At 35.7% G+C, this 24,196-nt stretch carries 22 protein-coding genes; 11 read left to right on the forward strand and 11 right to left on the reverse strand.

Translation table 11 applies throughout. The features are described from left to right. The first annotated feature begins 5 nt into the window (after positions 1-5). Positions 6-1,313, forward strand: coding sequence for a tRNA lysidine(34) synthetase TilS (gene tilS, locus A9G11_RS13105; protein ID WP_065620022.1), 1,308 nt, complete (start codon positions 6-8; stop codon positions 1,311-1,313). 109 nt (positions 1,314-1,422) lie between these two features. Here the strand turns inward: tilS and A9G11_RS13110 are convergent, their stop codons facing one another. Continuing rightward, the gene (locus tag A9G11_RS13110) at positions 1,423-3,603 is read right to left on the reverse strand and encodes a heavy metal translocating P-type ATPase (RefSeq protein ID WP_218056154.1); all 2,181 of its coding nucleotides are present in this window, start codon (positions 3,601-3,603) and stop codon (positions 1,423-1,425) included. A 304-nt stretch (positions 3,604-3,907) separates the two neighbouring features. On the opposite strand from A9G11_RS13110, the gene A9G11_RS13115 reads away from it, so the two are divergent. Both A9G11_RS13115 and A9G11_RS13120 read left to right on the forward strand, forming a co-directional pair. Then, the gene (locus A9G11_RS13115) at positions 3,908-4,306 is read left to right on the forward strand and encodes a winged helix-turn-helix transcriptional regulator (protein WP_065620024.1); all 399 of its coding nucleotides are present in this window, start codon (positions 3,908-3,910) and stop codon (positions 4,304-4,306) included. Positions 4,307-4,896: 590 nt separating this feature from the next. Next, positions 4,897-5,121: a hypothetical protein gene (locus A9G11_RS13120; protein WP_065620025.1), complete on the forward strand. Its 225-nt coding sequence runs from the start codon at positions 4,897-4,899 to the stop codon at positions 5,119-5,121. Positions 5,122-5,349: 228 nt separating this feature from the next. Here A9G11_RS13120 and A9G11_RS13125 read toward each other — a convergent pair whose 3' ends face one another. Both A9G11_RS13125 and A9G11_RS13130 read right to left on the reverse strand, forming a co-directional pair. Then, entirely contained in the window at positions 5,350-5,652 is a 303-nt protein-coding gene (locus A9G11_RS13125) for a hypothetical protein (RefSeq protein WP_065620026.1), read from the reverse strand. A gap of 119 nt (positions 5,653-5,771) precedes the next feature. After that, complete coding sequence (locus tag A9G11_RS13130; protein WP_065620027.1) at positions 5,772-6,083, reverse strand: hypothetical protein; 312 nt, start codon at positions 6,081-6,083, stop codon at positions 5,772-5,774. Positions 6,084-6,262: 179 nt separating this feature from the next. Here A9G11_RS13130 and A9G11_RS14520 point away from each other — a divergent pair, with 179 nt between their 5' ends. Next, complete coding sequence (locus tag A9G11_RS14520) at positions 6,263-6,418, forward strand: hypothetical protein (protein ID WP_176701280.1); 156 nt, start codon at positions 6,263-6,265, stop codon at positions 6,416-6,418. Positions 6,419-6,706: 288 nt separating this feature from the next. On the opposite strand, the gene suhB is transcribed toward A9G11_RS14520, so the two are convergent. From suhB to A9G11_RS13150, 4 genes are all read right to left on the reverse strand, one after another. Continuing rightward, positions 6,707-7,510, reverse strand: a complete 804-nt coding sequence (gene suhB, locus A9G11_RS13135; protein ID WP_065620028.1) for an inositol-1-monophosphatase — start codon at positions 7,508-7,510, stop codon at positions 6,707-6,709. Positions 7,511-7,807: 297 nt separating this feature from the next. Continuing rightward, positions 7,808-8,446, reverse strand: a complete 639-nt coding sequence (locus A9G11_RS13140; RefSeq protein WP_065620029.1) for a 3-oxoacid CoA-transferase subunit B — start codon at positions 8,444-8,446, stop codon at positions 7,808-7,810. After that, positions 8,446-9,102: a CoA transferase subunit A gene (locus A9G11_RS13145; RefSeq protein ID WP_065620030.1), complete on the reverse strand. Its 657-nt coding sequence runs from the start codon at positions 9,100-9,102 to the stop codon at positions 8,446-8,448. The genes A9G11_RS13140 and A9G11_RS13145 overlap by 1 nt, the downstream gene beginning before the upstream one ends. Before the next feature lie 9 nt (positions 9,103-9,111). Beyond that, entirely contained in the window at positions 9,112-10,290 is a 1,179-nt protein-coding gene (locus tag A9G11_RS13150; protein ID WP_065620031.1) for an acetyl-CoA C-acetyltransferase, read from the reverse strand. Positions 10,291-10,443: 153 nt separating this feature from the next. Between A9G11_RS13150 and A9G11_RS13155 the strand changes: the two genes are divergently transcribed. The 5 genes from A9G11_RS13155 (at position 10,444) to csdE (ending at position 15,741) form a co-directional block, all read left to right on the forward strand. Then, positions 10,444-11,343: a LysR family transcriptional regulator gene (locus A9G11_RS13155; RefSeq protein ID WP_065620032.1), complete on the forward strand. Its 900-nt coding sequence runs from the start codon at positions 10,444-10,446 to the stop codon at positions 11,341-11,343. Positions 11,344-12,058: 715 nt separating this feature from the next. After that, positions 12,059-13,054, forward strand: coding sequence for a ubiquinone anaerobic biosynthesis protein UbiU (gene ubiU, locus A9G11_RS13160; protein WP_065620033.1), 996 nt, complete (start codon positions 12,059-12,061; stop codon positions 13,052-13,054). Between the two features lie 154 nt (positions 13,055-13,208). Then, positions 13,209-14,087 carry a U32 family peptidase gene (locus A9G11_RS13165; RefSeq protein WP_065620067.1) on the forward strand — a complete coding sequence of 293 codons (879 nt, stop codon included), beginning with the start codon at positions 13,209-13,211 and terminating at the stop codon, positions 14,085-14,087. Next, positions 14,044-15,267, forward strand: coding sequence for a cysteine desulfurase CsdA (csdA, locus tag A9G11_RS13170; protein ID WP_255308550.1), 1,224 nt, complete (start codon positions 14,044-14,046; stop codon positions 15,265-15,267). Before A9G11_RS13165 ends, csdA begins: the two co-directional genes overlap by 44 nt. A 69-nt stretch (positions 15,268-15,336) precedes the next feature. Beyond that, positions 15,337-15,741, forward strand: a complete 405-nt coding sequence (gene csdE / locus A9G11_RS13175; RefSeq protein ID WP_065620035.1) for a cysteine desulfurase sulfur acceptor subunit CsdE — start codon at positions 15,337-15,339, stop codon at positions 15,739-15,741. Between the two features lie 41 nt (positions 15,742-15,782). Here csdE and dolP read toward each other — a convergent pair whose 3' ends face one another. Continuing rightward, the gene (dolP, locus tag A9G11_RS13180) at positions 15,783-16,361 is read right to left on the reverse strand and encodes a division/outer membrane stress-associated lipid-binding lipoprotein (RefSeq protein WP_065620036.1); all 579 of its coding nucleotides are present in this window, start codon (positions 16,359-16,361) and stop codon (positions 15,783-15,785) included. 246 nt (positions 16,362-16,607) lie between these two features. On the opposite strand from dolP, the gene A9G11_RS13185 reads away from it, so the two are divergent. Continuing rightward, on the forward strand, positions 16,608-17,306 hold the full coding sequence (locus tag A9G11_RS13185) for a DUF1266 domain-containing protein (protein ID WP_065620037.1): 699 nt from the start codon (positions 16,608-16,610) through the stop codon (positions 17,304-17,306). Continuing rightward, complete coding sequence (locus A9G11_RS13190) at positions 17,303-20,026, forward strand: J domain-containing protein (RefSeq protein ID WP_065620038.1); 2,724 nt, start codon at positions 17,303-17,305, stop codon at positions 20,024-20,026. The genes A9G11_RS13185 and A9G11_RS13190 overlap by 4 nt, the downstream gene beginning before the upstream one ends. 49 nt (positions 20,027-20,075) lie before the next feature. Here A9G11_RS13190 and A9G11_RS13195 read toward each other — a convergent pair whose 3' ends face one another. From A9G11_RS13195 to xthA, 3 genes are all read right to left on the reverse strand, one after another. Further along, positions 20,076-21,746 (reverse strand): molecular chaperone HscC, encoded by a 1,671-nt coding sequence (locus A9G11_RS13195; RefSeq protein ID WP_065620039.1) that lies wholly within the window; start codon positions 21,744-21,746, stop codon positions 20,076-20,078. A 184-nt stretch (positions 21,747-21,930) separates the two neighbouring features. Next, the gene (xseA, locus tag A9G11_RS13200; protein ID WP_065620040.1) at positions 21,931-23,262 is read right to left on the reverse strand and encodes an exodeoxyribonuclease VII large subunit; all 1,332 of its coding nucleotides are present in this window, start codon (positions 23,260-23,262) and stop codon (positions 21,931-21,933) included. 31 nt (positions 23,263-23,293) lie between these two features. Then, entirely contained in the window at positions 23,294-24,100 is an 807-nt protein-coding gene (gene xthA / locus A9G11_RS13205; protein WP_065620041.1) for an exodeoxyribonuclease III, read from the reverse strand. Positions 24,101-24,196 lie beyond the last annotated feature (96 nt).

Here is a 24,196-nt window from a genome sequence, read left to right on the forward strand (position 1 = left end):
GCAAGATGAAAAACCAACTCACCTCTACTTTGGATAACACCATTGAGCATGCCCTTTTGCAGAGCCTTAAACATAGACGGAAATTACTCATCGCCTTTAGCGGAGGGGTGGACTCGTCAGTACTTTTGCAAGGACTTGTTGAGCTAAAACAGCACATTTTATCAGACTTACAACTACGAGCTATTTATATTCATCATGGTTTAAGTCAAAATGCCGATCACTGGGCTGAACATTGTCAATGTCAGTGTCAAAAATGGCAGGTACCATTAATCATTGAAAAAGTTAAACTAAATATCAACGCTGGGAACATTGAAGAACAAGCCAGAAATGCTCGTTATCAAACTATTTTTAAACATCTTAGTGATGATGAGACTTTATGCACAGCTCAGCATTTAGATGACCAATGTGAAACTTTTTTTCTCGCACTTAAGCGAGGTAGTGGACCAACTGGCTTAGCGTCAATGCCACAAGAAAGTAAGCGGCATCTTCGACCATTATTAACCGTCACTCGCCAACAAATTGAAAATTATGCCAACAAACATCAATTGACCTGGATCGAAGATGAAAGTAATCGAGACGACCATTATGATCGTAACTTTTTACGTTTACACATACTGCCTATTATTAATAGGCGCTGGCCACATTTTTCACAAATGGTTGCGCGTAGTGCTGAACTTTGTCAGCAACAACAAGAACTTATAGAAGAATTGTTAATGACTGATTTTAATCAAATAATTGGTGAATCTGGTCAATTATCAATTGAGCCTTTAATCTGTTATTCTGAATATAAACGTAATGCTATTTTACGCATGTGGTTCAAATCTCAGCAAATTAATATGCCAACACGGCAACAAATTGCCCTAATTTGGCAAACCGTTGCTTTAGCCAAAGAAGATGCTAATCCCAAATTTTTACTACATAATCGGCAAATACGCCGCTACCAAAACCAGCTTTATTTATTGCCAATCTATCAAGAAATCGAACATGATATACTTAATTGGGATTTAATTTCGCCTCTAATATTGCCGGATAATTTAGGTCAATTACAGGCAAATTATCAAACGAATTTAAAGTGCCGTTTACCTAATTGTGATGAACAAGTCACGGTGCGATTTCATGCACAAGGTCAATTTGATATTGTTAATCGGCAAGGATCGCGTTCGATAAAAAAACTCTGGCAAGAACATCATGTTGCACCTTGGATGCGTACCCGCATCCCCTTAATTTATTACAATGAACAGCTAATATCGGCCGTAGGTGTATTTATCACTAAATCAGGACAAGGTACTGAAATTAACTTTACGATGATTTAATCCAACATAAATATAGCGTTATAAATGGATTGGAAATCAAAAGATTTAAAATAGAGGAGGTATTTTACCTCCTCCTAAAAACGAAAAATCAACTTTAGTAGATTTAATATTAAGATCTTGCTTTCCAACGTTTAAGTAATAAGGCATTTGTTACTACACTGACACTACTTAAAGCCATTGCAGCACCTGCAATCATTGGATTTAAAAATCCTAATGCGGCTAAAGGAATACCGATTAAATTATAGAAAAAGGCCCAAAATAGATTTTGTTTAATTTTATTATATGTCCTACGTGAGATATCAATTGCATCGGCAATTAAAAATAGATTACCTCTCATCAAAGTAATACTTGATGCATGCATAGCAACATCAGTCCCGGTTCCCATTGCAATGCCAATATCCGCTGCGGCCAAGGCTGGTGCATCATTAATTCCATCACCAACCATTGCAACTTTATAATGATGCACTTGCTTATCACCTTGTTGTAATTGATAAATATGATCCGCTTTATCTTGTGGCAACACTTCAGCAACGACTTTATCCAAAGCTAACTGCTGACCAACATAATTGGCCGCATTTTGATTATCACCGGTAAGCATGACTGTTTTTACATTGAGTTGATGTAACGCTTCAATAGCGGTTTTAGCTTCTTCTTTAATTACATCAGAGAATCCAAATAGTGCTAATATAACAACCTTATCTTCTGATTGTTGTTTAGCCAAAAACGAAACAGTATAACCTTTATGATTAAATTCTGAAATTTTATCCTGCATATCGACAAAATAGGCATTTAATGATTTCATCCAACGTTCACTACCTAAATAGTAGTCTATATTATCTATAGTTGCCATTACGCCCGAACCAGATACCGACGTTATATTTTGCCCATAACTGAACTGTTTAGCTTTTGCTAAAATGGCTTTAGCCAAAGGGTGTTCGCTACCTGCCTGCATTGAAGCTGCAATTGATAAAATTTGTTCAGGTGTTTCCGTTCCCATAATATCCATTTCAACTAATTCAGGTTTACCTACCGTTAACGTTCCTGTTTTATCAAAAGCGACAATATTAATATTGTGCAATGTTTCTAATGCTTCAGCATCTTTAATTAAAATACCATGCCGAGCAGCCACCCCTGTTCCCACCATGATTGCGGTTGGTGTTGCTAATCCTAAAGCACACGGGCAAGCAATGACTAATACTGCCACCGCATGTAATAAAGCTTGTTGCCAATCTTGAGTGATAAAACCCCAAATCAGTAAAGTAATAAGTGCAATCAATAAAATGACCGGTACAAAAATGGCACTAATACGATCGACAATTCTTTGGATTGGCGCTTTTTTAGCTTGCGCTGACTCAACCATTTCAATAATTTTTGATAATGTTGAATCTGCCAAAATGGCAGTGGTTTTAACAATAATTAAGCCTTCGCCATTTATCGCCCCACCTGTAACTTTATCATTCACTGTTTTATTAACAGGAAAACTCTCACCGGTAAGCATGGATTCATCACTGCTCGATGAACCTTCAATAATCACACCGTCAACAGGAATTCGCTCACCGGGTTTAATCACAACAATATCATTAATTTGTACTTGACTAACAGGTAGCGTTACCTCTTGTTCATTGCGTCTGACTAAAGCCACTTGTGGTCTTAATGCAGAAAGCGCTTTAATCGCTTGCGTCGTTTGGTGTTTAGCTCTGGATTCTAACCATTTACCAATTAAAATTAGCGTAATAATAACAACTGATGACTCAAAATAAAGATGATCATCATGTCCGTTTATAAGTTGATAGACAGATAATCCATAAGCGGCACTTGTTCCAATTGCTACAAGTAAATCCATATTACCTGATAGTGCGATTGCAGATTTAAAACCACTTCGATAAAATTTTGCACCTAATCCAAATTGGACTATTGATGCAAGAATGAGTTGCAACCAAGCAGGCATCATCAAATGCCAACCAAACGGTTCAAATAGCATCGGTAATACAAAAGGGATAGCAAATAATACAGCAATGACAATCGGCCAGATAGATGCTTGTTGGTTGATTTCTTCACCGCTAGCATTTTGCTCAGTAATTTTAACCGCGTGATAACCGGCTTTGTCTACAGCAGCCATTAATGTTTCTAACTCAACATTGGCGTTAGCTGCTACCGTTGCTTTCTCTGTAGCAAGATTAACACTGACGTCAATCACACCATCAATCTTTTTTAATGCCTTTTCAACACGACTAACGCATGATGCGCAGCTCATCTCTTTAACAAAAAAATTATATTCGACTGTTTTCATTTGACGCATCCCTTAATTATTGGTGTTGTTTGGACTGAGTATATACTAACTGATAAGCAATCATTTTCCATGCAAACTACACTATTGTTTTAATAGCTAGCCTGTTTATAAACAAGCTATTTATTCTCTTATCAATTGTAGTAATCAAATTAACGGTTACATAATTGTAGTAATAGCAAAAAGGTATGATTAACATTTTTTTTCAATCATATGTCTCATTAATATTTTAGTCTTTATTCTGCTCTTAACAAGAATGCACTTTTTTGATATATACTATCCAAAAAGATACTATTGAGACATCTACATGAATAATAATGTGTGTAAGTCAGTTGATCCCATTGAGGATTGTCATCCGATCATCCATTGCCCAGTTGAGACAACAATTAGTATGATTGGAGGAAAATATAAATCCTTAATTTTATGGAAACTGATGACAACAAAAACCTTAAGGTTTTCTCAATTACGTAAGGAAATCCCGCGAGCCACACCTAAAATGCTAACTTCTCAACTACGTGAACTTGAATCGAATGGCTTAATTAGCCGAACTGTTTTTCCTGTCGTACCACCAAAAGTAGAATATTGTTTAACCGATTTTGGTAAAAGTATTAAACCAGTATTAGAAGCAATGTATAAATGGGGAAGCCATTGTTTAAAGAATCAAGGATTAGATGTTGATTGTTCAATGGTTGCGATAACTGACTAATCTTAACTATATTCAGCTAAATTACTGATATAGATTGTATGCTCATTTTCCTTATACCAATTACTAAGCAAGATACATATAAAAAACAGGTAAGAAACAAAAGGGCTGGTTAACCCTATACGTTCATTATATAAAACACATCCTGCACTATAGGCGATGATTCTTTTCTTCTATCAAACCTAAAGCACTTATATAGTGAATCATGTATTTTTTGCGGAACATACAGACCTGATTTATAACATTCCTTTTGTTCCCCATATCGATTAATAATACCTAATCAGCTTATTCGTTTTGACCCGATTCGTAAGAGGTTTACCCCCTTTTTCTATAAGGCTTTTAATCCATTCGTGGGGGTTTTTCGTTGTTATCCAATAGGCAATTGTTTGATCTTTTGTTTCGTTTCTTATACTCACTGACCAACCAAGCATTTTTAATTCATCCTAGATTAAAAAAACACGTATCATAGTTATATTAATGATGTTTTATAAAATTGTTAGGATATATAAAACTTCCAGCACTGCCCATTGATTGGCTTGCCTTGAGTTATGAAGATATGCCAGAAGTTACCGAAGCATTTAGGAGGTAAAATCATGATGACACCAGAAGAAAAAGAAAAATGGATTGAAGTAAACAGGGAATCAAAAGCTATATTAGCTCTTGAGGGTCTTTATCCAAATGAAATTGACGATGCCATTGAAGAGGCTGTTTTGGATGGAAGAGTGACCGAACGGCAGGCAGTGGAAGAATGCTTGGGGTATGTTAAAAAGCATAAAACACAGAAAGGATTTTTAGAATCGAGAGAGTGGACAAAATAAAGGCAGGCTTGGAAAGCGTTTTAAGACATAAAAACTATCTTAAGTAAAAATTAATGAGTGAAAAACCAAATAAATCATATTGTTATGTATTTTTACTGATGCGGTTCTTAGAGATCTATCTGAAAGCACATCTTTCAATCTCATTTATCGCAACCTCCCATAACGCCACAATTCCCCCTTAGAGGCGTATTTGCTTTTAGGGTGGATATTTATGACCTTTTAAGTTAGTTAAGTTAGACTAATTACAATGAAAACAATACCCAAAATGAAACCAGTGAGTAAAAGCAACGAAAGCGGGTAAAAAGTTAGAACTAACATCCAAAACGAACTAAAGGTAAAAATGTGTGTTAATTGAAGCAACCACAACAAAACAACAGGTAAAATCCATGCAATGACTAGAATACTATAAAACTTTTTAGGAGCATTACTGATTGCTTGATCTGTACCCATCGTAAGCCAAACAAGGGCAGGAATTAAACCAATACAAGCAATTAAAGCAAAACTAATTAGTCCTGTTTGTGAGATATTCAACAGAAAAACCCCTGTGAATTTCCCCCCAAAGAACAACCAGAACAACTAAAATACCAACGCTTATTAATTTTAACCATTTCTCTAAGGATTTAGATTTATTCATTTTCCCTTTCTCGAATTTAAGACTGATCTAGCGTACTAATAACAATAATGTCGTCATCATCACTTAAATTAATCACTTTCATATCAAATCTAACCAATTCATGAATATCTAAATTACTAATGTTATATTTTGCATGCCAGAAAAATTTCCTGATCGATTTTGCTGTGGTTCTGTGTGTTTGGCTGTATTCGTTTTGACCTGATTCGTAAGAGGTTTCTCCTTGCTCTATAAGACTTTTAATCCATTCATGGGGGTTTTTCGTTGTTACCCAATAGGCAATAGTTTGATCTTTTGTTTCATTTTTTATACTCACTGACCAACCAAGCATTTTTAATTCATCCTAGATTTTAAAAAAAACACGTATCATTGTTATATTAATGATGTTTTATAAAATTGCAAAGATATATAAAATTTCAGCACTGCCCATTGATTGGATTGGCTTGCCTTGGCTTGCCTTGAGTTATGAAAATAGACCAGAAGTTACCGAAGCATTTAGGGGGTAAAATCATGATGACACCAGAAGAAAAAGAAAAATGGATTGAAGCAAACAGGGAAGCAAAAGCTATATTAGCTCTTGAGAGTCCTTATCCAGATGAAACTAGTGAAGCCATTGAAAAAACAGTTTTAGAAGATCATGTAACGGACTCAGATGCTGTTAATTAAATGCTTGAATATGCAAAAAGAATTTCAGACATTAAAAGGCTTTTTAGAATCTCGAACTTGGATGAAATAAAAGGGGGAGCTTGGAAAGTCATTTAAACGTCCGTAGATGCGTTTTCCCCTTTTAGGGTAGTATATAACCCTATATACCCATATTCAAAAAATTGCACTGATGAGCGTTGAGGTTTAAAAATTCCCTTTCGCCTTGATAAGCCTATGCGGTGGGGAACCCTACAAGGGTGCCCTGTATTTGTGGATGTTTTGACATTTTTATTTATATATCTATATAAATTAATTACGTAATTTTTCAGGCCATTCGTTTTGAGTAGCGATTAGTAGCTCTTTTACTACCTTAGGATTACCAGCAACAATATTGCCTGAAACCATGTAATTATTTCCCCCAGCAAAATCGGTGATCACACCACCAGCTTCACGCAAAATAAGTTCACCGCCTGCGATATCCCATGGTTTTAAACCAATTTCAAAAAAACCATCTAATCGACCTGAAGCAACATAGGCTAAATCTAACGCTGCAGAACCGGTACGACGGAAATCACCGCATTTGGTAAATAATTTTTGTAATACCGTGAAATAACTATCACTATACTGTTTTGCTCTGAAAGGAAAAGCGGTTGCTAAAACACAACCTTCTAAATCTTTAGCATTGCTCACACGAATACGATAACCATTAAGTTGAGCGCCTTGTCCTCTTGAGGCCGTAAATAGTTCATTACTCATAGGATTATAAACAACGGAAACTTCGGTTTTACCTTTTACGCGAGCCGCAATTGAAACCGCAAAATGGGGAATATTTTTAATAAAGTTGGTGGTACCATCAATTGGATCAATTATCCATTGAGTTTCACTATCATTACCTTTAGCCAGTCCACTTTCTTCGGCAATAATAGTGTGATCTGGGTAAGCTTTTTTGATTGTTTCGATAATTAAAGCTTCTGCTGCACGATCTACATTAGTTGCAAAATCATTAGAACCTTTAGTATCAACTTCTATTGATCCAGGATTTTCATAAGCCTTAATGGCCACATTACCTGCTTTACGGGCAGCGCGAATAGCAATATTCAGCATCGGATGCATAATTTTTTTCCAATTGATAATGTTAAAGAACGGGTTTATTTAGCATAGTAACAGTCTATTCACCATACTAAAATTGCAGCTAGTATAAAGCTTTTAAAGTTTTATTGCCAGCCTATGTTGTATTGATATACAAAGTATATGATATTCACTGTCAATAAAAACAGACTAAAAAAACAAAATAATAATGATAATTAACTTATTATTTTTGATAAAAAAAACCATCAGCAAATGCTGATGGTAAGAGTAGATAATTATTGTTTTAGGAACTTTTTTGAAAACTATAAGTAAATAAACCCATTATAACGCCACGATTAAAGGCGCCTCAGTGGCTGCAATGACCTCATCTAGTGTATATTCAGGATTAATTTCAATGAGTTTTAACCCCTCTGGAGTCACCTCTATCACACCCATTTCGGTAATAATTAGATCAACTGCATTCACCGCTGTTAATGGCAAATTACATGCGTTTAAGATTTTATGCGCGCCTTTGGCGGTATGTTCCATAGCAACAATCACTTTTCTTGCTCCTGTAACAAGATCCATTGCACCACCCATACCCGGCACCATTTTACCGGGGATCATGTAGTTGGCAATATTACCATGTAAATCCACTTGCAAAGCACCAAGCACAGAAACATCAACATGCCCACCACGGATAATACCAAACGAGGTTGCGCTATCAAAAAAACAGCCTCCGGGTAAAATAGTGACTGGCTGACCTCCAGCATTAACAATACTGTCATCACGATTATCTGTTGAAGGCGTTGGGCCTAAACCAAGAAAACCATTTTCTGATTGTAATATGATTTCAATTCCTTCCGGAATAAAATTAGCGACTCGAGTTGGTAAGCCAATACCGAGATTTACAATATCACCATCGCATAACTCTTTGGCAACACGACTTGCAATATAATTTTGCAGTTGTTCCTTATCCATTAGCAAAGTCTCCCTTTTACAATATAATCAACAAAAATTCCCGGAGTAGCAATCTCTTGAGGATCTAACTCGCCCACTTCAACAATTTCACCCGCTTCAACAATAGTTATTTTTGCCGCACTCGCCATAACGTTGTTGAAATTATTCATTGAACCTTTATAGATCATGTTGCCAGCTCGATCGACTTTAGCTGCATACAGTAGAGCTACATCAGCAGGTAACGGTTTTTCTAACAAATAATCCCGACCGTCTACCGCTATTTTTTGTTTACCTTGTTCAACTAGCGTACCAATACCGGTTGGCGTTAAAACGCCGCCTAAGCCATAACCGGCACAGCGAATGCGTTCAGCCAATGTACCTTGAGGAATAAGTTCAACTTCAGTTTCACCGGCTGTCATTTGCCTACCGGTTTCTTTGTTTAATCCAACATGTGACGCAATGATTTTTTTGAATTGTTTTAACACAACCATTTTACCGACACCTTTGTCAGTTAAACCAGTATCGTTACATATTAAGGTTAACTCTTTCACCGCTTTTTGACATAAATAATCAATTAGCATTTCAGGGGATCCATTCCCCATAAAGCCACCAACCATTATCGCGGCATTATCTTTGATACAAGATAGTGCTTTCTCGATATCAACTACTTTATCCATAAATCCTCCTTATCGAGAAACAATCATCGCTATGCCTTGCCCACCACCAATACATAGTGTAGCTAAGCCATGTTTAGCATTACGTTTCTTCATTTCATAAATCAATGAAATTAAAATTCTTGCACCACTTGCGCCAATTGGGTGTCCTAAGGCAATAGCTCCACCATTCACATTCACTTTTTCAGCAGGTAGTTTTAAAGTATTACAAACGGCTAAAGCTTGGGCGGCAAATGCTTCATTAGCTTCGAATAAATCAATATTATCAACTGTCATTCCCGCTTTTTGTAATGCTCTTTCGGTTGCCGGAATAGGACCTACCCCCATAATATCTGGCGCAACGCCTGCTGAAGCGGAACTAGTGATTTTAGCTAATGGTTCTAGTCCTAATTTTTCGGCTTTATTTCGGCTCATTAAAATTAAAATCGCAGCACCATCATTAATCCCAGAAGCGTTACCCGCAGTAACTGTACCTTCTTTTTTAAACGCAGCACGCAAGCTTGCAAGCTTTTCTAAAGTCGTACTCGCTTTAGGATACTCATCAGTATCTACCACCGTTGCTTCACCTTTTTTATTTGGAATAGATACAGGAACAATTTCATCTTTAAAACGTCCAGTTTGTAATGCTAATGACGCTTTTTGTTGACTGGCTAACGCTAATTCATCTTGGGCTTGACGCGAGATGCCATATTTTTCTGCAACATTTTCAGCAGTGATCCCCATATGATAATGGTTAAAAGCATCGGTTAAACCATCACAAATCATAGTATCAATCATCTGTGCATTGCCCATTTTTAAACCAAAACGGGCGTGAGGTATCACATATGGAGATAAACTCATACTTTCAGCACCACCAGCAACAACCACATCAGCTTCACCTGAAGCAATAGCTTGGGCTGCAAGTTGCACCGTTTTTAATCCTGACCCACAAACTTTATTGACAGTGAAGCTCGGTACCACATCAGGAATGCCAGCATTAATAGCGATTTGTCTTGCTACATTTTGACCGAGTCCTGCTTGCAATACATTACCTAAAATCACTTCGTCAACTTCATTAGGATTTAGCGAAATTCGATTCATCGCCTCTTTCAAAGCGACAACACCTAAATTAACAGCAGATATATTTTTAAACACACCACCAAAACTCCCAATTGGTGTTCTGACTGCTGACACAATTACAACATCTTGCATAAGATCATCCTTTAATGTAAATGATAAATTTAACTTATGCTAGATTATGGATTTACCTTTGTCCAAGTCTTGTTTATTATAGTATCTATAAGATGAACTTATAGTTTTGTATTGTTTATTTCAACCAAACCATGTTAGTAAATAGGAAAAAATATGGATATTCGACATCTTCAATATTTTGTTGCGATTGTAAAAGCCGATTTTAATCTATCTCTTGCTGCCAAAAGACTCTATATTTCGCAACCTGCGTTAAGCCAATTCATCAAACTTTTTGAAGAGTCCGAAAAAGTTGAATTGTTTGAACGATATAAAGGTCGCCTACAAGGATTAACACCAACAGGAGAGCTATTTTATGAACAAGTAAAACAGCTATTATCGCAATATAACTCCATGTTAACCGCTATCCGTGAAGATGCCGGTCAATTAAAAGGAAAAGTAAGAATCGGTATACCACCATTAATTTTAGGTGTGGTGTTTTCGGATATTATTGCTGATTTAATTATTAACCACCCTAATATTGAAGTTGAAATTATTGAAAAGGGTGCTTATGAATTAAGTCGAATGTTTATGGTTGATGAGTTAGATTTTGCTATCTTACTCGATCCTACTAATATAAATTCTTCTATTATTGATGAACATCTTATACAACAGAGTGAACTATCAGTTTTTTTCAATCATGAACACCCCCTTGCCGAAAAACCCAAATTGGATTGGTCAGACCTCAATGATCAGATGTTAGCTATTTTTGAACCTAGCTTTATGATCCATCACAAACTGATGAAAAAATTTGGTGAATATAATATACAGCCACAAAAATGTACTATGTCAGCTTCTTGGGATTTTTTACTATTGATCGCAACAAACTCAAAATTTTTGACAATTTTACCCTCACCAATTCTTGATATTTATTCTAATCATAATATTGTTGAGCGACGTTTTAATGATCCTATATATTGGAAGGTATTACTGTGTAGACCTAAAAAAGAACGTTATTCAAGATTGAATCAATACGTTTTTGATTACATTTTATCTCACTTTAAGAACAAAAATTGAATGACTACTATCCTAAACCGCGAGATAGGATTGCTAGAGCTATTTGTAAAAATGCTTCAGGTTAACTATATGTTTCAGTATAAAAATGCGTTGATAAAGCGTGTTTTTATAAATTGTAGAACTACGATCTTATACGGCGAGATAGGATTGCTATAGCTATTTGTAAAAATGTTTCAGGTTAACTATACGTTTCAGTATAAGAATACGTTGATAAAGCGTGTTTTTATAAATTGAAGAACAGTGATCTTATAGGGCGAGTTAGAATTGCTAGAGCTATTTGTAAAAATGTTTCAGGTTAACTATACGTTTCAGTATAAGAATACGTTGATAAAGCGTGTTTTTATAAATTGAAGAACAGTGATCTTATACGGCGAGTTAGAACAGCTATAGCTATTTGTAAAAATGTTTCAGGTTAACTATACGTTTCAGTATAAGAATACGTTGATAAAGTGTGTTTTTATAAATTGAAGAACTGCGATCTTATAGGGCGAGATAGAATTGCTAGAGCTATTTGTAAAAATGTTTCAGGTTAACTATACGTTTCAGTATAAAATCCGTGAACATTAACATTTTTTAAGTTAATTTTAATAACTAAGCTTTATTTAATTCTTAAACATCTTAGAGAAAATGGAATACACTCTTTCCATTCGCATTACGTGGTAAAATATTGCATAATACACAGCGTATTTAATACAGAATTGAGGTAAAAATTATTATGGAACTTCTCTGTCCGGCTGGTTCATTGCCTTCTCTTAAAGTGGCAATTGATAATGGCGCTGATGCAGTTTATATTGGTTTAAAAGATGATACCAATGCTCGCCATTTTGCCGGTTTAAATTTCAATGAAAAGCGATTAATTGAAGCCTCTGATTATGTGCATAAACATGGTAAAAAATTACATATTGCCATTAATACTTTTGCTCATCCTGAAAATTTTGAGCGTTGGCAATATGCCGTTGATACAGCAGCCAGTATTGGTGCTGATGCATTGATTATTGCCGATTTAGCTATGCTTGATTATGCTGCTGAAAAATACCCTGCACTCGAGCGCCATGTTTCAGTACAAGCCTCATCAACCAATGAGGAATCAATTAAGTTTTACCATAATAATTTTCATGTACATCGTATTGTTTTACCTCGCGTTCTTTCTATGCATCAAGTAAAACAGTTATCCCAAGTTTCACCTGTTCCGCTTGAAGTATTTGCTTTTGGTAGCCTTTGTATTATGGCCGAAGGACGTTGTTATTTATCATCCTACCTAACCGGAGAATCACCAAATACTGTCGGTGCCTGTTCCCCTGCAAAATTTGTCCGTTGGGAAGAAACCGATAAAGGGTTAGAATCTCGCTTAAATAACGTATTAATTGATTGTCATAAAAAAGGGGAAAATGCAGGTTACCCCACTTTATGTAAAGGGCGTTATTTCGTGGGTAATGAGCTTTATCACCCAATTGAAGAACCAACCAGTTTAAATACAATTGAACTTTTACCCGAACTTTTTGCCGCCAATATTGCTTCGGTGAAAATTGAAGGACGTCAACGAAGTCCCGCTTATGTCGAGCAAGTAACTAAAGTATGGCGTCAAGCAATAGATCGCTATAAAGCTAATCCACAATCATTCCAAGCTGAAAAAAGTTGGATGGATACGCTAGGCTCTGTGTCAGAAGGGACGCAAACTACATTAGGCGCTTATCATCGTAAATGGCAATAACCTTATACTAATCGATACGCAATGAAGTTAACTCTTTTGAAAAATGTAATATGAAATTTCATATTAGTGTATTTTTGGTTAACCACTGGAATTAAAGCATTAACGTTGATAAATTAACGATGATCAAACATAAATAAATATAGTGAGCAAAATGATGAAATATGCCTTAGGACCAGTGCTTTATTACTGGCCTAAAATCGAAACTGAAGCTTTTTATCATGCGGCGAAAGACAGTCAGGCCGATATTATCTATATGGGAGAAACGGTTTGTACTAAACGCCGCGAAATGAGAGTGCCAAACTGGCTAGAATTAGCAAAAGAGATAGCTAAATCAGGTAAACAGGTAGTACTTTCAACACTTGCTTTGCTTGAAGCGCCATCTGAACTTAATGACTTACGACAATTGGTGAACAATGGCGAGTTTTTAGTTGAAGCCAATGATTTGGCTGCCATCAATATTGCCCATGATAATAAATTACCCTTTGTTGCTGGTCCTGCCATAAACTGTTATAACGCTTTAACGCTAAAATTATTACAAAAACAAGGTATGATTCGCTGGTGTATGCCGGTTGAACTTTCTCGCGACTGGTTAAGTAATGTGCTTAAACAGTTTGCCAGTTTAAATATAGAACGTAAATTTGAAGTTGAAGTGTTTAGTTATGGCTATTTACCATTAGCTTATTCAGCGCGTTGCTTCACCGCTCGGTCGGAAGATAGACCAAAAGATAAATGTGAAACTTGCTGTATTAAATATCCAGTTGGTCGTGAGGTATTTTCACAAGAGCAGCAAAAAGTATTTGTATTAAATGGTATTCAAACACAAAGCGGTTATTGCTATAACTTAGGTAATAATCTTAAAGATATGAAAGGATTGGTGGATATTGTTAGAATTTCTCCGCTTGGACTAGAAACACTTGATATTGTTACCCAGTTCAAAGCGAATGAAGATGGTTTACATCCACTACAAGTTGAACATAAACGAGATTGTAATGGTTACTGGAATGGTATTGCAGGACTCGAACTCACTCAATAAACACTTTTTACCTGAACAATTTAGAGCAAACTTTCCTGCCCTGAATAATCAAAGCGTTTATCTTGACTCAGCTGCAACTGCTTTAAAACCGCTAGCGATGATTGATGCAACGCTAGAATATTATATGCACACTACTGCAACGGCTCAGCGCAGTTTGCATCGTGATGCCTTACAAGTTACCGAAAATGTAGCTAAAGCTAGGCAATTTGTGGCTGATTTTATTCACGTCAATGACAATAAAGAGATTATTTGGACTCGTGGAACCACCGAATCGATTAACTTGGTTGCACAAAGTTACGCACGAAGCATATTAAAACCTAATGATGAGATTATTGTTAGTGAACTTGAACATCACAGTAATTTGTTACCTTGGTTAATTGTGGCGCAGCAAACTGGAGCCAATATAATTAAATGGTCAACGGATCTTGATGAATTAGCTTCACTGATTTCAGTCCGCACGAAAATTGTGGCAGTAACCCAAATGTCAAATGTTACCGGATTCTGTCCTGATTTAGCGGCAATTAGTCGTATTACACATCGAAATGAGGCAATTTTAGTAGTAGATGGCGCACAAGGTGTTGTGCATAATGCGATTGATGTCAAACAACTCGATATTGATTTTTATGCCTTTTCAGCCCATAAATTATATGGTCCAACCGGACTTGGTGTTTTATACGGCAAAAAAGAGTTACTTAACCAAATGTCGGTTTGGCATGGTGGTGGAAAGATGTTGAAAACCGCTTCTTTTGAGGATTTTCAGCCTGAAGATCTTCCCTATAAATTTGAAGCAGGCACGCCTAATATTGCAGGTATTATTGGTTTTTATGCGACGCTAAATTGGTTAAGAAATTGGGATTTTAAACAAGCTGATCGCTATACTGAACAATTAGCAAATTACACAAAATCACAATTATCAAAATTAACTGATATTGAATTTTATAGTACTAATCAAAGTCCAATTATTACATTTAATTTAAAAAATATTCATCATAATGATATTGCCATTTTGCTCAGTGAACAGAATATAGCAATTAGAACCGGAGAACTTTGTGCGCAACCTTTGATGAAAAAGCTTGGTTGTCATGGGGTAGTTCGGATCTCATTGATGCCTTATAATAACCAACAAGATGTAGATAAATTCATTCAAGCAATGCAAGATACAGTGGCAATATTACGATAATTTATATTGAAACGTATAGTTAACCTGAAACATCTTTACAATCAATTTACCATTCTATAGGTCAATATTATGCTTTCAGAGCAAACATTATTAGGATTATTTTCCCGATTACATAACTGGCAAGATCGCTATCGTCAATTAATTGTACTATCGAAACAATTACCCGATTTTCCAGAAGATCAAAAAACCGATAAAAACCAAGTCAATGGATGTGAAAATCGTGTATGGCTTACCTATCAAAAACAATCGGATAATACTTATATTTTTCAAGGTGATAGCGAAGGACGTATCGTTAAAGGTTTATTGGCGATTTTAATTATAATGGCGAATCATAAAACAGCCAAAGAGATTGATGCCATCGACTTTCAAGCCATGTTAAGCCAACTCAAAATTACGGATGAACTTAGTCAATCACGCTTACAAGGATTAACCAAATTAATTGAACGAATCCAATCGGTAAGCAAATCACTATAAATTACAAGGGAGAATCCCTCCCCGTTGTTAACTTTACATTGTTATTCAATGTAATTAAATATAGTCACTACTTTTTTCACACCATCGACTCGACTTGCTACATCAGCCGCTGCTTTGCCCTCTTCATTGGTGACAATACCTATTAAAAACACCTCACTATTTTCAGTCACAACTTTAATCTTACGTGCTTTAGTCTGTGCATTCATCACTAATTGAGATTTAACTTTAGTTGTGATCCATGAATCATTGGTAATAGTACCAACACCTACTGGGTCACCTATACGGATTTGATTATAGACTTTTTTAACACCATCGACTTCACGCGTTAACTCTTCCGCTTTCTCACTTTGATCAGTATTAGCCTGTCCGGTCAAAAGAGCGTTACCATTATAAGTACTAGATGAAATGCGCGATCCTATAAACGCTGTTGCATTATCTTTTAATTTGGACGCAATTCTTGAATTAAGTGTTGTATCATCAATCTGAGTTCCTGTTGTACGAGGATCTGTTGCAACTTTAGCTGTAGCTCCTGCTCCCGCACCTATTACAGCAGCAACACAACCTTGTAACATTAATCCCGTTGCTGACATTAATAGTATAGTTAATGCAACTCTTTTCATTATAACTCCTTATTACATATTGCTCAGTAAAGGATAAATACTGAGGACATTTTTTTATTATGCCTTGTCCAAATTGTTTTGCAAAATAATTTTGTAATTTATACAGCAATAACGCTAGCAATTTTAAATAAAATAGATCCAGATTTTCATCACCCTTTTTTTCTTATCGGTAATAGATTCTTTTTAATCATAAAATCTGCTATCTTTTATACTTAATAATATAAACATTATTAATGGATAATTAATATGGATCAAAATTATATTGATTGGTTATATGGATTATCTGCGCCAATGGTTGCGCTGAATAAAGAATACGGCGCAAGTTATACCGGACCGAATCTATTCCCGGATAGAGAGTTTGTTAAAATGGACGATGATTGGGGAATTGACTCGCGTGAGAGCTTATTTGAATGTGTTTTTAGAATGATTGATGCTGGCCATGCGCCAGCATTATCTCAATACTATTTTTTGTATGACCGTTTACCTCAATACAAGTGGTTAGAATATAGTCAATCGAAAACTGATTTTCAAAAAGTATTACTAGAAATGGTTGAGCAAACTTTTACTGAGTGTGGCGTGGGAGGCATTAGAGCTTGGGATTATTCTCGAATGGGATATATTTTGCGTAATGGCATTACTAATAAATATATTACTGAGCAAGAAGCGTTATGGATCTTATATCGTATGGCGCTACGCTCTCAATATTATTATAAAACTTGGCAACAATATTTTGCTGGTCATTTTTTTGGCTATTTTTACTGGAAAACATTGAGAGATGAACCAAGTTTAGATGTATTACGTTATAATTTATCCAGAGCATACCAAATGCAATCCATGACAGAGTTACAAACCGATGCTAACTCACCTTGTAATCGTTTACCTTGGTTTATTGACATTGAAGAGTTAGAAAAACCCGAATCATTAATGGAGTACGATTGGTCATGAACGAAAAATGTTGGCAACTGTTAGGAATTGAAAAAACTACGGATAAAACAGTTATTCGACAAGCATATCGAGCAAAACTACCGCAATATCACCCGGAAACTGATCCAGATGGTTTTAAAGCATTACGTGAAGCATATGAAGATGCCATGCAATATGCAGATTACTCAGAAACAACCATTGATACGTCACGATTAGAATTACAAATTGACCATAACGTAACCCAATCGCTATCCGAAGAAGAATTACAAGCTAATGAGATCTGCCAAAATTATCAATCATTATTAGCCGATCCAAAGCGTTGCTATGACATTAACCAATGGCATCAATTTGTCGCTTCGTTTTATGACTACTCTATGACTGTTATTGATAGTGTCAAATGGCAGTTATTGGAAATAAGTTACTCTGCTAATCATTTATCACTTTCTTGTACTAAAGTTTTAGCGGATAATTTGCGCTGGCGCCAACAATTGATGACACAATTACCCGATCAAATCGACCGTTATGACGATTTTTTGAATCAAATTGAACAAGGTGATTATTTCAATTATGCCACTTTATCGACTATCAGTAAGACATTTCAAAGTGTAACTTTAGATTATTTAGATTTTGCCAAATGGATTTTTTGGGAACGTTCAGCTGGAGAATTAGATTATTTCTTGTCACAAGATACTGTGATCTACTTACCTAATGATGAAGATCTGATGTTGCAATATGCAAACTGGCATTGCTATGCCAAACAAGCTAACTCAGCAATTCTAGATTATGCGTTATCACAGTTAGCCTTAACAGGGCTTGAACCACATTTAATCATCGAATGGAAATATATTGTCGCGCAACAATATACCTTACTTGAGGATAAAGACAACAGCTTAAAATATTGGTTAGAACTTTATAATTCAAAAAATTATCAGGGAAAATCAGCCGGTTGGATAATTTATTGGTGTTCGGTATATGCTAAAGATCATTTACCTTTATTAATTGTCGCACTTAATCGTTTCGCTAGTTTACCCACTAACACCACCGAAGATTTGAACTATACTATTCCACGATTTAGTGCAACCACTATCACCCGCTTAGTCAAACTCAATAAAGACGATTATCCCCCTGAAATTGCTGACTTCATTGATTGGGCTTTAGCTGAAAATTGGAATTATCGACAAATTCTTTTGCCACTATTAAATGATGACGGCAGTAATCGCTTACTTCATTTATATCGTCATGCCATTATGTTACGTCATGGTGATGAAATTTTATTGCAAGAAATTCTTGAAGAAAAGAGTGATAACGCTTTTGAATTATTTATTATCCAAAATTTACAACGCCAAGCCAAACAGTATCTCGAATGGATAACCAAACTTAAGCCAATCCAACAATTTAAAACCTGGTTATACGACAATGATGAAGATGCATCGATTCCTGTAGAATTCAGTCTTGAAGAAGAAAATAATGACTTTATTTTTGCTCGTTTTTGGCTAGATAGATTCCGTCATTTACCTTTGGTTGCCAAATTGCATCTTTATAACTATCTTGACTATTTTCAAATGGAAATGTTTGATTGGATGATATTTTTCTCATTTAATTTAGATTACGATTTTCCGAATCCGCCTTATGCAAATGATCGGGACGCATACTGGCAGTGGTATCGATATTGTATGTTAGTCATTGCTCTGGCAAGTGATCCTGTCAAAATTGCAACATCTATTAAACAAAATAATAGTACTTTTAATATACCCAACGATAGTCCGATCCTTTCTATTGTTAACACCATTAAACATAGTAATTGGCAAAATGAGAACCAACTATATAACGAAATTGAAAATGACAATAGAATAGTTAATTCTATATTAATCAATTATCCAAATTCAATTGAATCAGTTCTTGATGATGATCCAGAGCGAATTGATTTTTATGATATACAACAAAACATAGCACAATTATGGCAATTAAAATTAGCAAATCATGAACCAATTTATTTAATGTTATTACTGACAATTTTATTATATAAATCTTCACAAACAGAAAAGTTACACAAAATACTTGGGAAAATTGCTGATGATAGCAAAGAATTACAAATCATTGCTGATCGATTTGCAAAACATCGCAATATACCATTTACTTTTGATCGTAAAAAATATCACTATAGCGAATCAGTAGATAAGTTAAAAAAACTCGCTGATCGATTATCCCACTCTTATGGTGTATGTAGTGAAGATGAAGTGCAGATGTTAATTACTTTTAAAATCAATGGTGATAATGACCTCGTATTGCGACTTTGTGCCGCATTACTGTTGGCAAAAGATGCAGATAATAAAAATGAACTTACCTCAGCCCCAATACCGATAAATAAAGCTTGCCAATTTTGGCGTTGGAATGGAAGAGCTAATCAGATAGCATTTTTATTACAACTATTTTTTAGTTTTTGTTTATATAGATTTAACAAAATATTTATTGTAAGCAATGAGAACACGATTACGATAATTTTTGTAGCTATTATATTAATCAATACTATTTTTGCGATAAAAAGGCGCTTAAATGATCATTATAACGGTGAGAGGTTTTTCTTTCTTAAGCGTATTACGAATTTACCACTTTTCTTTTATTCATGCTATCGACAAGGTCTTCCTTATGCTAATCGCTATGGGATGCCTATCAAAAGCAAAAAAGACAAAGTCTTAACCCAAAATCCCCCTGACTCTACTGATAAATCAAAGGGGGATTAAACCTATAGCATTATTAGGCGTAATAACATCAAATATTCCGGGATTGTGATTACCTATTGAGTTGTTGTAAGTTGGACTCAATTTCATTACGCAACTCATCAATTACATCGGTTTTTTGTTGTTCTATTGCGCTTAAAAAGGCTTCAATGTATGAACCAATAAGAAGTCGTTCATCACCAAGAGATTGTGTCCAAGCTCGCTCTAATCGAGCTAATAATGCGCGATTTGGCATTTCATCGCGCGGATGAATTTTAAGTAATTTTAAGCGATTATGACTTTCCATTTTTTGTGTTTCAGTTAAACCTATTGGGCTATGATCTATCACTTTACCATGTTGCGTACCCGTTTCCAGTGATACTACATCAACCTCTAATAAACCATTTAAGTCATAACTAAAGCGTACTTCAATGCCTTGTATTTTTTCCATTGGTGTTAATGGCACATCAAATTCATCAATTAATACGTTATTTTCAACGCGTGGACTTTCACCTTGATAAACTGATAGGCGGATCACTTCTTGCTGAGGATGCATAGTGTAAAAAGTTTTTACTTTTGATGTTGGTACAATGGTATTGCGCTCAATAATCGGGGAAAATAGTCCGCTTATATTATCGGTACAACTTTCAATACCAAGAGTATACGGACATACATCGGTTAAAATCACTTCTTCAACATCTTGGTTACGTTGCCTGCACGCAGCTTGAATCGCTGCGCCTTGAGCTACTATAGTAGTTGGATTAACATGTCGATAAGGTAATTTACCAAATAATTTGGTAACCAACTCTCGCACTACCCCAAGTTGTGACGATCCTCCAACTAAGACAATGTGTTGTAATTGATTAGGTTTTAATCTTGCATCACTTAATGCTTGTTCAACCGGCGCTCGTAAACGATTAAGCAAAGGTAACCAAATTGATTCAGCCCGATTATTATTTAATGAAAACTGCCATTGCTTATCTTGCCAAGTCCAAGTTAAATGATGAACTTCATCACCATTTAGTTTACATTTTAACTGCTCGGCTAAATCTAATAAGCGAGCATAATCATCTACCGGAATATCCTGTTGTTTCAGTTCCCATTCTTTTAAGCAGGCCATAACAATATACTGTGTAAAATCTTCACCACCCAAATAGTTATCACCTGCAGAGGCATGAACTTCAATAATTGGCATTGAATATTCAAGAACTGTGACATCGAAAGTACCGCCACCCAAATCAAAAACCAAGGTATTACCTGATTGTTCCTCATGTAATCCATACGCCATAGCAGCTGCTGTAGGCTCATTAATTAACCGCACCGCATTTAAGCCTGCAAGCTCAGCGGCAAATCGAGTTTGTTTACGTTGCTCATCATTAAAGTAAGCTGGGACAGAAATGACTACATCGCTGATTTCTTGCTTAAGAAAAGCTTCTGCATCGGCTTTTAAGGATTTCAAAACTATTGCCGAAAGTTCAGTTGGGCTAAACTTTTGGTCACCTAATTCAAAGACTTTATTTGAACCTAAAAAACGTTTAAATGCTGCTGCACTACGATTTGGGTGAGTAGTTAAACGTGACAAAGCTGCACGCCCAATCAAAATTGAATTATCATCATCAAGGCTTACTACCGATGGCGTAACAACTTCGCCAATTGAATTAGGGATAAGTGTGGGTTTCCCATTTTGCCAAACACAAATTAAACTATTGGTTGTACCTAGATCAATACCTATTGGAGGGAGCATCAATATCTTATTTCCTTAAAAATACAATCATTCATATTAACGGTATTATATAAGTATTATAGTTTATGGTGCAATTGCCAATCACACTAATAAACCGTAACCCAATTTGTTGGTTTTACTTGTTAAGTTTTTCGACTCTATGCTAAATCTAGACTAAGATATTAAAAATATATATTAATATTATTTATTCTATTTCAACAACTTGACTAACTAGCTTGCCATTTTTTAATCGGGTTATAATCACTTCGCCAACCGTGACTTGTTCACGACTACGAATCACCGTTTGCGCTTGATTGGTTGTAACCGTATATCCCCTTTCAAGTGTCGCAAGCGGACTAACACTATTAAGTTGTGCTGTTTGCATGGCAAACTGGTGTTTTGATTTAACTAATTTTTGTTGAATTAAATTAAACATTTGCTGCTGTTTTTGGCTTAATTTCTGAGTTAAATAAATGATATTGTTTTGCGGAGAAACGCGTGACAATCTTTTATCTAAAGAATTATGGCGATTTGACTGCCTGAGCAAATATTGTTGAATATTTTCATATAATGAATGACGCGTAGTTAATAACCGATTTAACTGCTTTGACAGTTTTGCTTGTGGATGCTGCGTTTGTAATTGATGACGCAATTTATTAAGCATTTCACGGCGTCGCATTAGATAGTAATCCATCGCCAGTGATAAACGTTGATTCTGTTCTTCTATACGCCTAATTTGATCTAATTTATCCCGACTCACTAACTCAGCAGCAGCTGAAGGTGTAGGCGCTCTGACATCAGCCACAAAATCAGCAATGGTAAAATCGATTTCATGCCCAACCGCACTGACAATAGGTAATTGACTGGCAAAAATAGCTCGTGCGACCACTTCTTCATTAAATGACCAAAGATCTTCAAGTGATCCACCGCCTCGTCCAACAATTAACACATCACACTCTTGGCGTAAATTGGCGATTTGAATCATTTTGGCTATTTGTGCAGCCGCTTCATTTCCTTGTACTTGCGTTGGATAAATAATTAGATGTAAACTCGGATCTCGGCGTTTTAATATCTGACAAATATCATGCAGTGCAGCGCCAGTTGATGAGGTAATAATACCAACAGTGCGAATATTATCTGGCAACGTTTTTTTATAAACTGCATCAAATAACCCTTCTTCACTGAGTTTTTGTTTCAACTGTTCAAACTTTTGCTGTAATAGCCCTGCTCCTGCAGCTTGCATTTTATCGATGACTAATTGATATTCACCACGAGCTTCATAAAGGGTCACGCTCGCTCTAACTAACACTTGTTGTCCATTTTGCGGCGTAAAGCCGACCCTAAAATTGCTATTACGAAACATAGCACAACGGACTTGGGCGGTATCATCTTTTAAAGTGAAATACCAATGTCCAGATGATGGGCGTGAAAAATTGGAAATTTCACCAACAAGCCATATCTGACCAATAGCATCAGTAAGTAAATCTTTGACCATTTGATTAAGATCTTTAACAGAAAGAATCTTATTACCTTGCATGCTATTTTCCTTCCAGTCGTTGTGTCATTATTTATACTAAATCAAATTTAGCCCAAATAGGTGCATGATCTGATGGTTTTTCCATGGCACGGATATCATAATCAATGCCTGTTTGCTGGCAATATGACATCAATTTTTGGCTGGCTAAAATCAAATCAATTCTAAGTCCTGTATGAGTGTCAAAACCTTTAGAACGATAATCGAACCAAGAATACTGCTGTTCGCTTGGATGCTGCTTACGATAGGTATCAGCAAAACCCAGTGACATCAAATTTGTCATCCATTCTCGCTCTTCCGGTAAAAACGAACATTTACCCGTACGCAACCATCGCTTACGGCTTTCATCGGAAATACCGATATCTAAATCTGTGGGGCTGATATTCATATCCCCCATAATCAACGATAACTGATTACTCAATTGTTTTTGTTGCAAATAATTAATCAAATCTTGATAAAATTTGCGCTTTGCAGGATATTTGATTTCATGATGTAAACTCTCACCTTGTGGAAAATAACCATTGATTACAGTTAAATTACCTTGATTGGTTGGTAACTCGACCATAATCAAACGGCATTGTGCTTCATCATTATCGGTCGGGAATCCACATTGTACTGATAAAGGTTGTTGTTTGGTTAACAGTGCAACACCATAATGACCTTTCTGCCCGTGATAATTTAAGTGATAGCCAAATTGTTTTAATTCTTCAACTGGAAACTGATCATTATGCACTTTCGTCTCTTGCAAACCAATCACATCCGGCTGATATTTATCAATAATGGCAGCTAATTGGTGGATACGCGCCCTAAGACTATTTATATTAAATGAGATAACTTTCATGATTAATTTATTGTATTTGAATTAATATTGCCATTGTCCTATTTTAGCAAAAATACGTTATACTGTTAAACTATTACAGAAAAAGCTACTACTTGT

The sequence above is a fragment of the Gilliamella sp. wkB108 genome (assembly GCF_001690195.1).
Taxonomy (GTDB): domain Bacteria; phylum Pseudomonadota; class Gammaproteobacteria; order Enterobacterales; family Orbaceae; genus Gilliamella; species Gilliamella apicola_L.

Bases quoted from the DNA above. Each gene is read 5' to 3' on its own strand.
- xseA (WP_065620040.1), bottom strand. From the start codon at position 23,262: ATGCAAGGTAATAAGATTCTTTCTGTTAAAGATCTTAATCAAATGGTC.
- A9G11_RS13140 (WP_065620029.1), bottom strand. From the start codon at position 8,446: ATGGATAAGGAACAACTGCAAAATTATATTGCAAGTCGTGTTGCCAAA.
- A9G11_RS13190 (WP_065620038.1), top strand. From the start codon at position 17,303: ATGAACGAAAAATGTTGGCAACTGTTAGGAATTGAAAAAACTACGGAT.
- dolP (WP_065620036.1), bottom strand. From the start codon at position 16,361: ATGAAAAGAGTTGCATTAACTATACTATTAATGTCAGCAACGGGATTA.
- A9G11_RS13165 (WP_065620067.1), top strand. From the start codon at position 13,209: ATGAAATATGCCTTAGGACCAGTGCTTTATTACTGGCCTAAAATCGAA.
- A9G11_RS13155 (WP_065620032.1), top strand. From the start codon at position 10,444: ATGGATATTCGACATCTTCAATATTTTGTTGCGATTGTAAAAGCCGAT.
- ubiU (WP_065620033.1), top strand. From the start codon at position 12,059: ATGGAACTTCTCTGTCCGGCTGGTTCATTGCCTTCTCTTAAAGTGGCA.
- csdA (WP_255308550.1), top strand. From the start codon at position 14,044: ATGGTTACTGGAATGGTATTGCAGGACTCGAACTCACTCAATAAACAC.
- A9G11_RS13115 (WP_065620024.1), top strand. From the start codon at position 3,908: ATGAATAATAATGTGTGTAAGTCAGTTGATCCCATTGAGGATTGTCAT.
- A9G11_RS13195 (WP_065620039.1), bottom strand. From the start codon at position 21,746: ATGCTCCCTCCAATAGGTATTGATCTAGGTACAACCAATAGTTTAATT.
- A9G11_RS14520 (WP_176701280.1), top strand. From the start codon at position 6,263: ATGATGACACCAGAAGAAAAAGAAAAATGGATTGAAGCAAACAGGGAA.
- A9G11_RS13150 (WP_065620031.1), bottom strand. From the start codon at position 10,290: ATGCAAGATGTTGTAATTGTGTCAGCAGTCAGAACACCAATTGGGAGT.
- A9G11_RS13130 (WP_065620027.1), bottom strand. From the start codon at position 6,083: ATGCTTGGTTGGTCAGTGAGTATAAAAAATGAAACAAAAGATCAAACT.
- csdE (WP_065620035.1), top strand. From the start codon at position 15,337: ATGCTTTCAGAGCAAACATTATTAGGATTATTTTCCCGATTACATAAC.
- A9G11_RS13110 (WP_218056154.1), bottom strand. From the start codon at position 3,603: ATGAAAACAGTCGAATATAATTTTTTTGTTAAAGAGATGAGCTGCGCA.
- A9G11_RS13145 (WP_065620030.1), bottom strand. From the start codon at position 9,102: ATGGATAAAGTAGTTGATATCGAGAAAGCACTATCTTGTATCAAAGAT.
- suhB (WP_065620028.1), bottom strand. From the start codon at position 7,510: ATGCATCCGATGCTGAATATTGCTATTCGCGCTGCCCGTAAAGCAGGT.
- A9G11_RS13185 (WP_065620037.1), top strand. From the start codon at position 16,608: ATGGATCAAAATTATATTGATTGGTTATATGGATTATCTGCGCCAATG.
- A9G11_RS13120 (WP_065620025.1), top strand. From the start codon at position 4,897: ATGATGACACCAGAAGAAAAAGAAAAATGGATTGAAGTAAACAGGGAA.
- tilS (WP_065620022.1), top strand. From the start codon at position 6: ATGAAAAACCAACTCACCTCTACTTTGGATAACACCATTGAGCATGCC.
- xthA (WP_065620041.1), bottom strand. From the start codon at position 24,100: ATGAAAGTTATCTCATTTAATATAAATAGTCTTAGGGCGCGTATCCAC.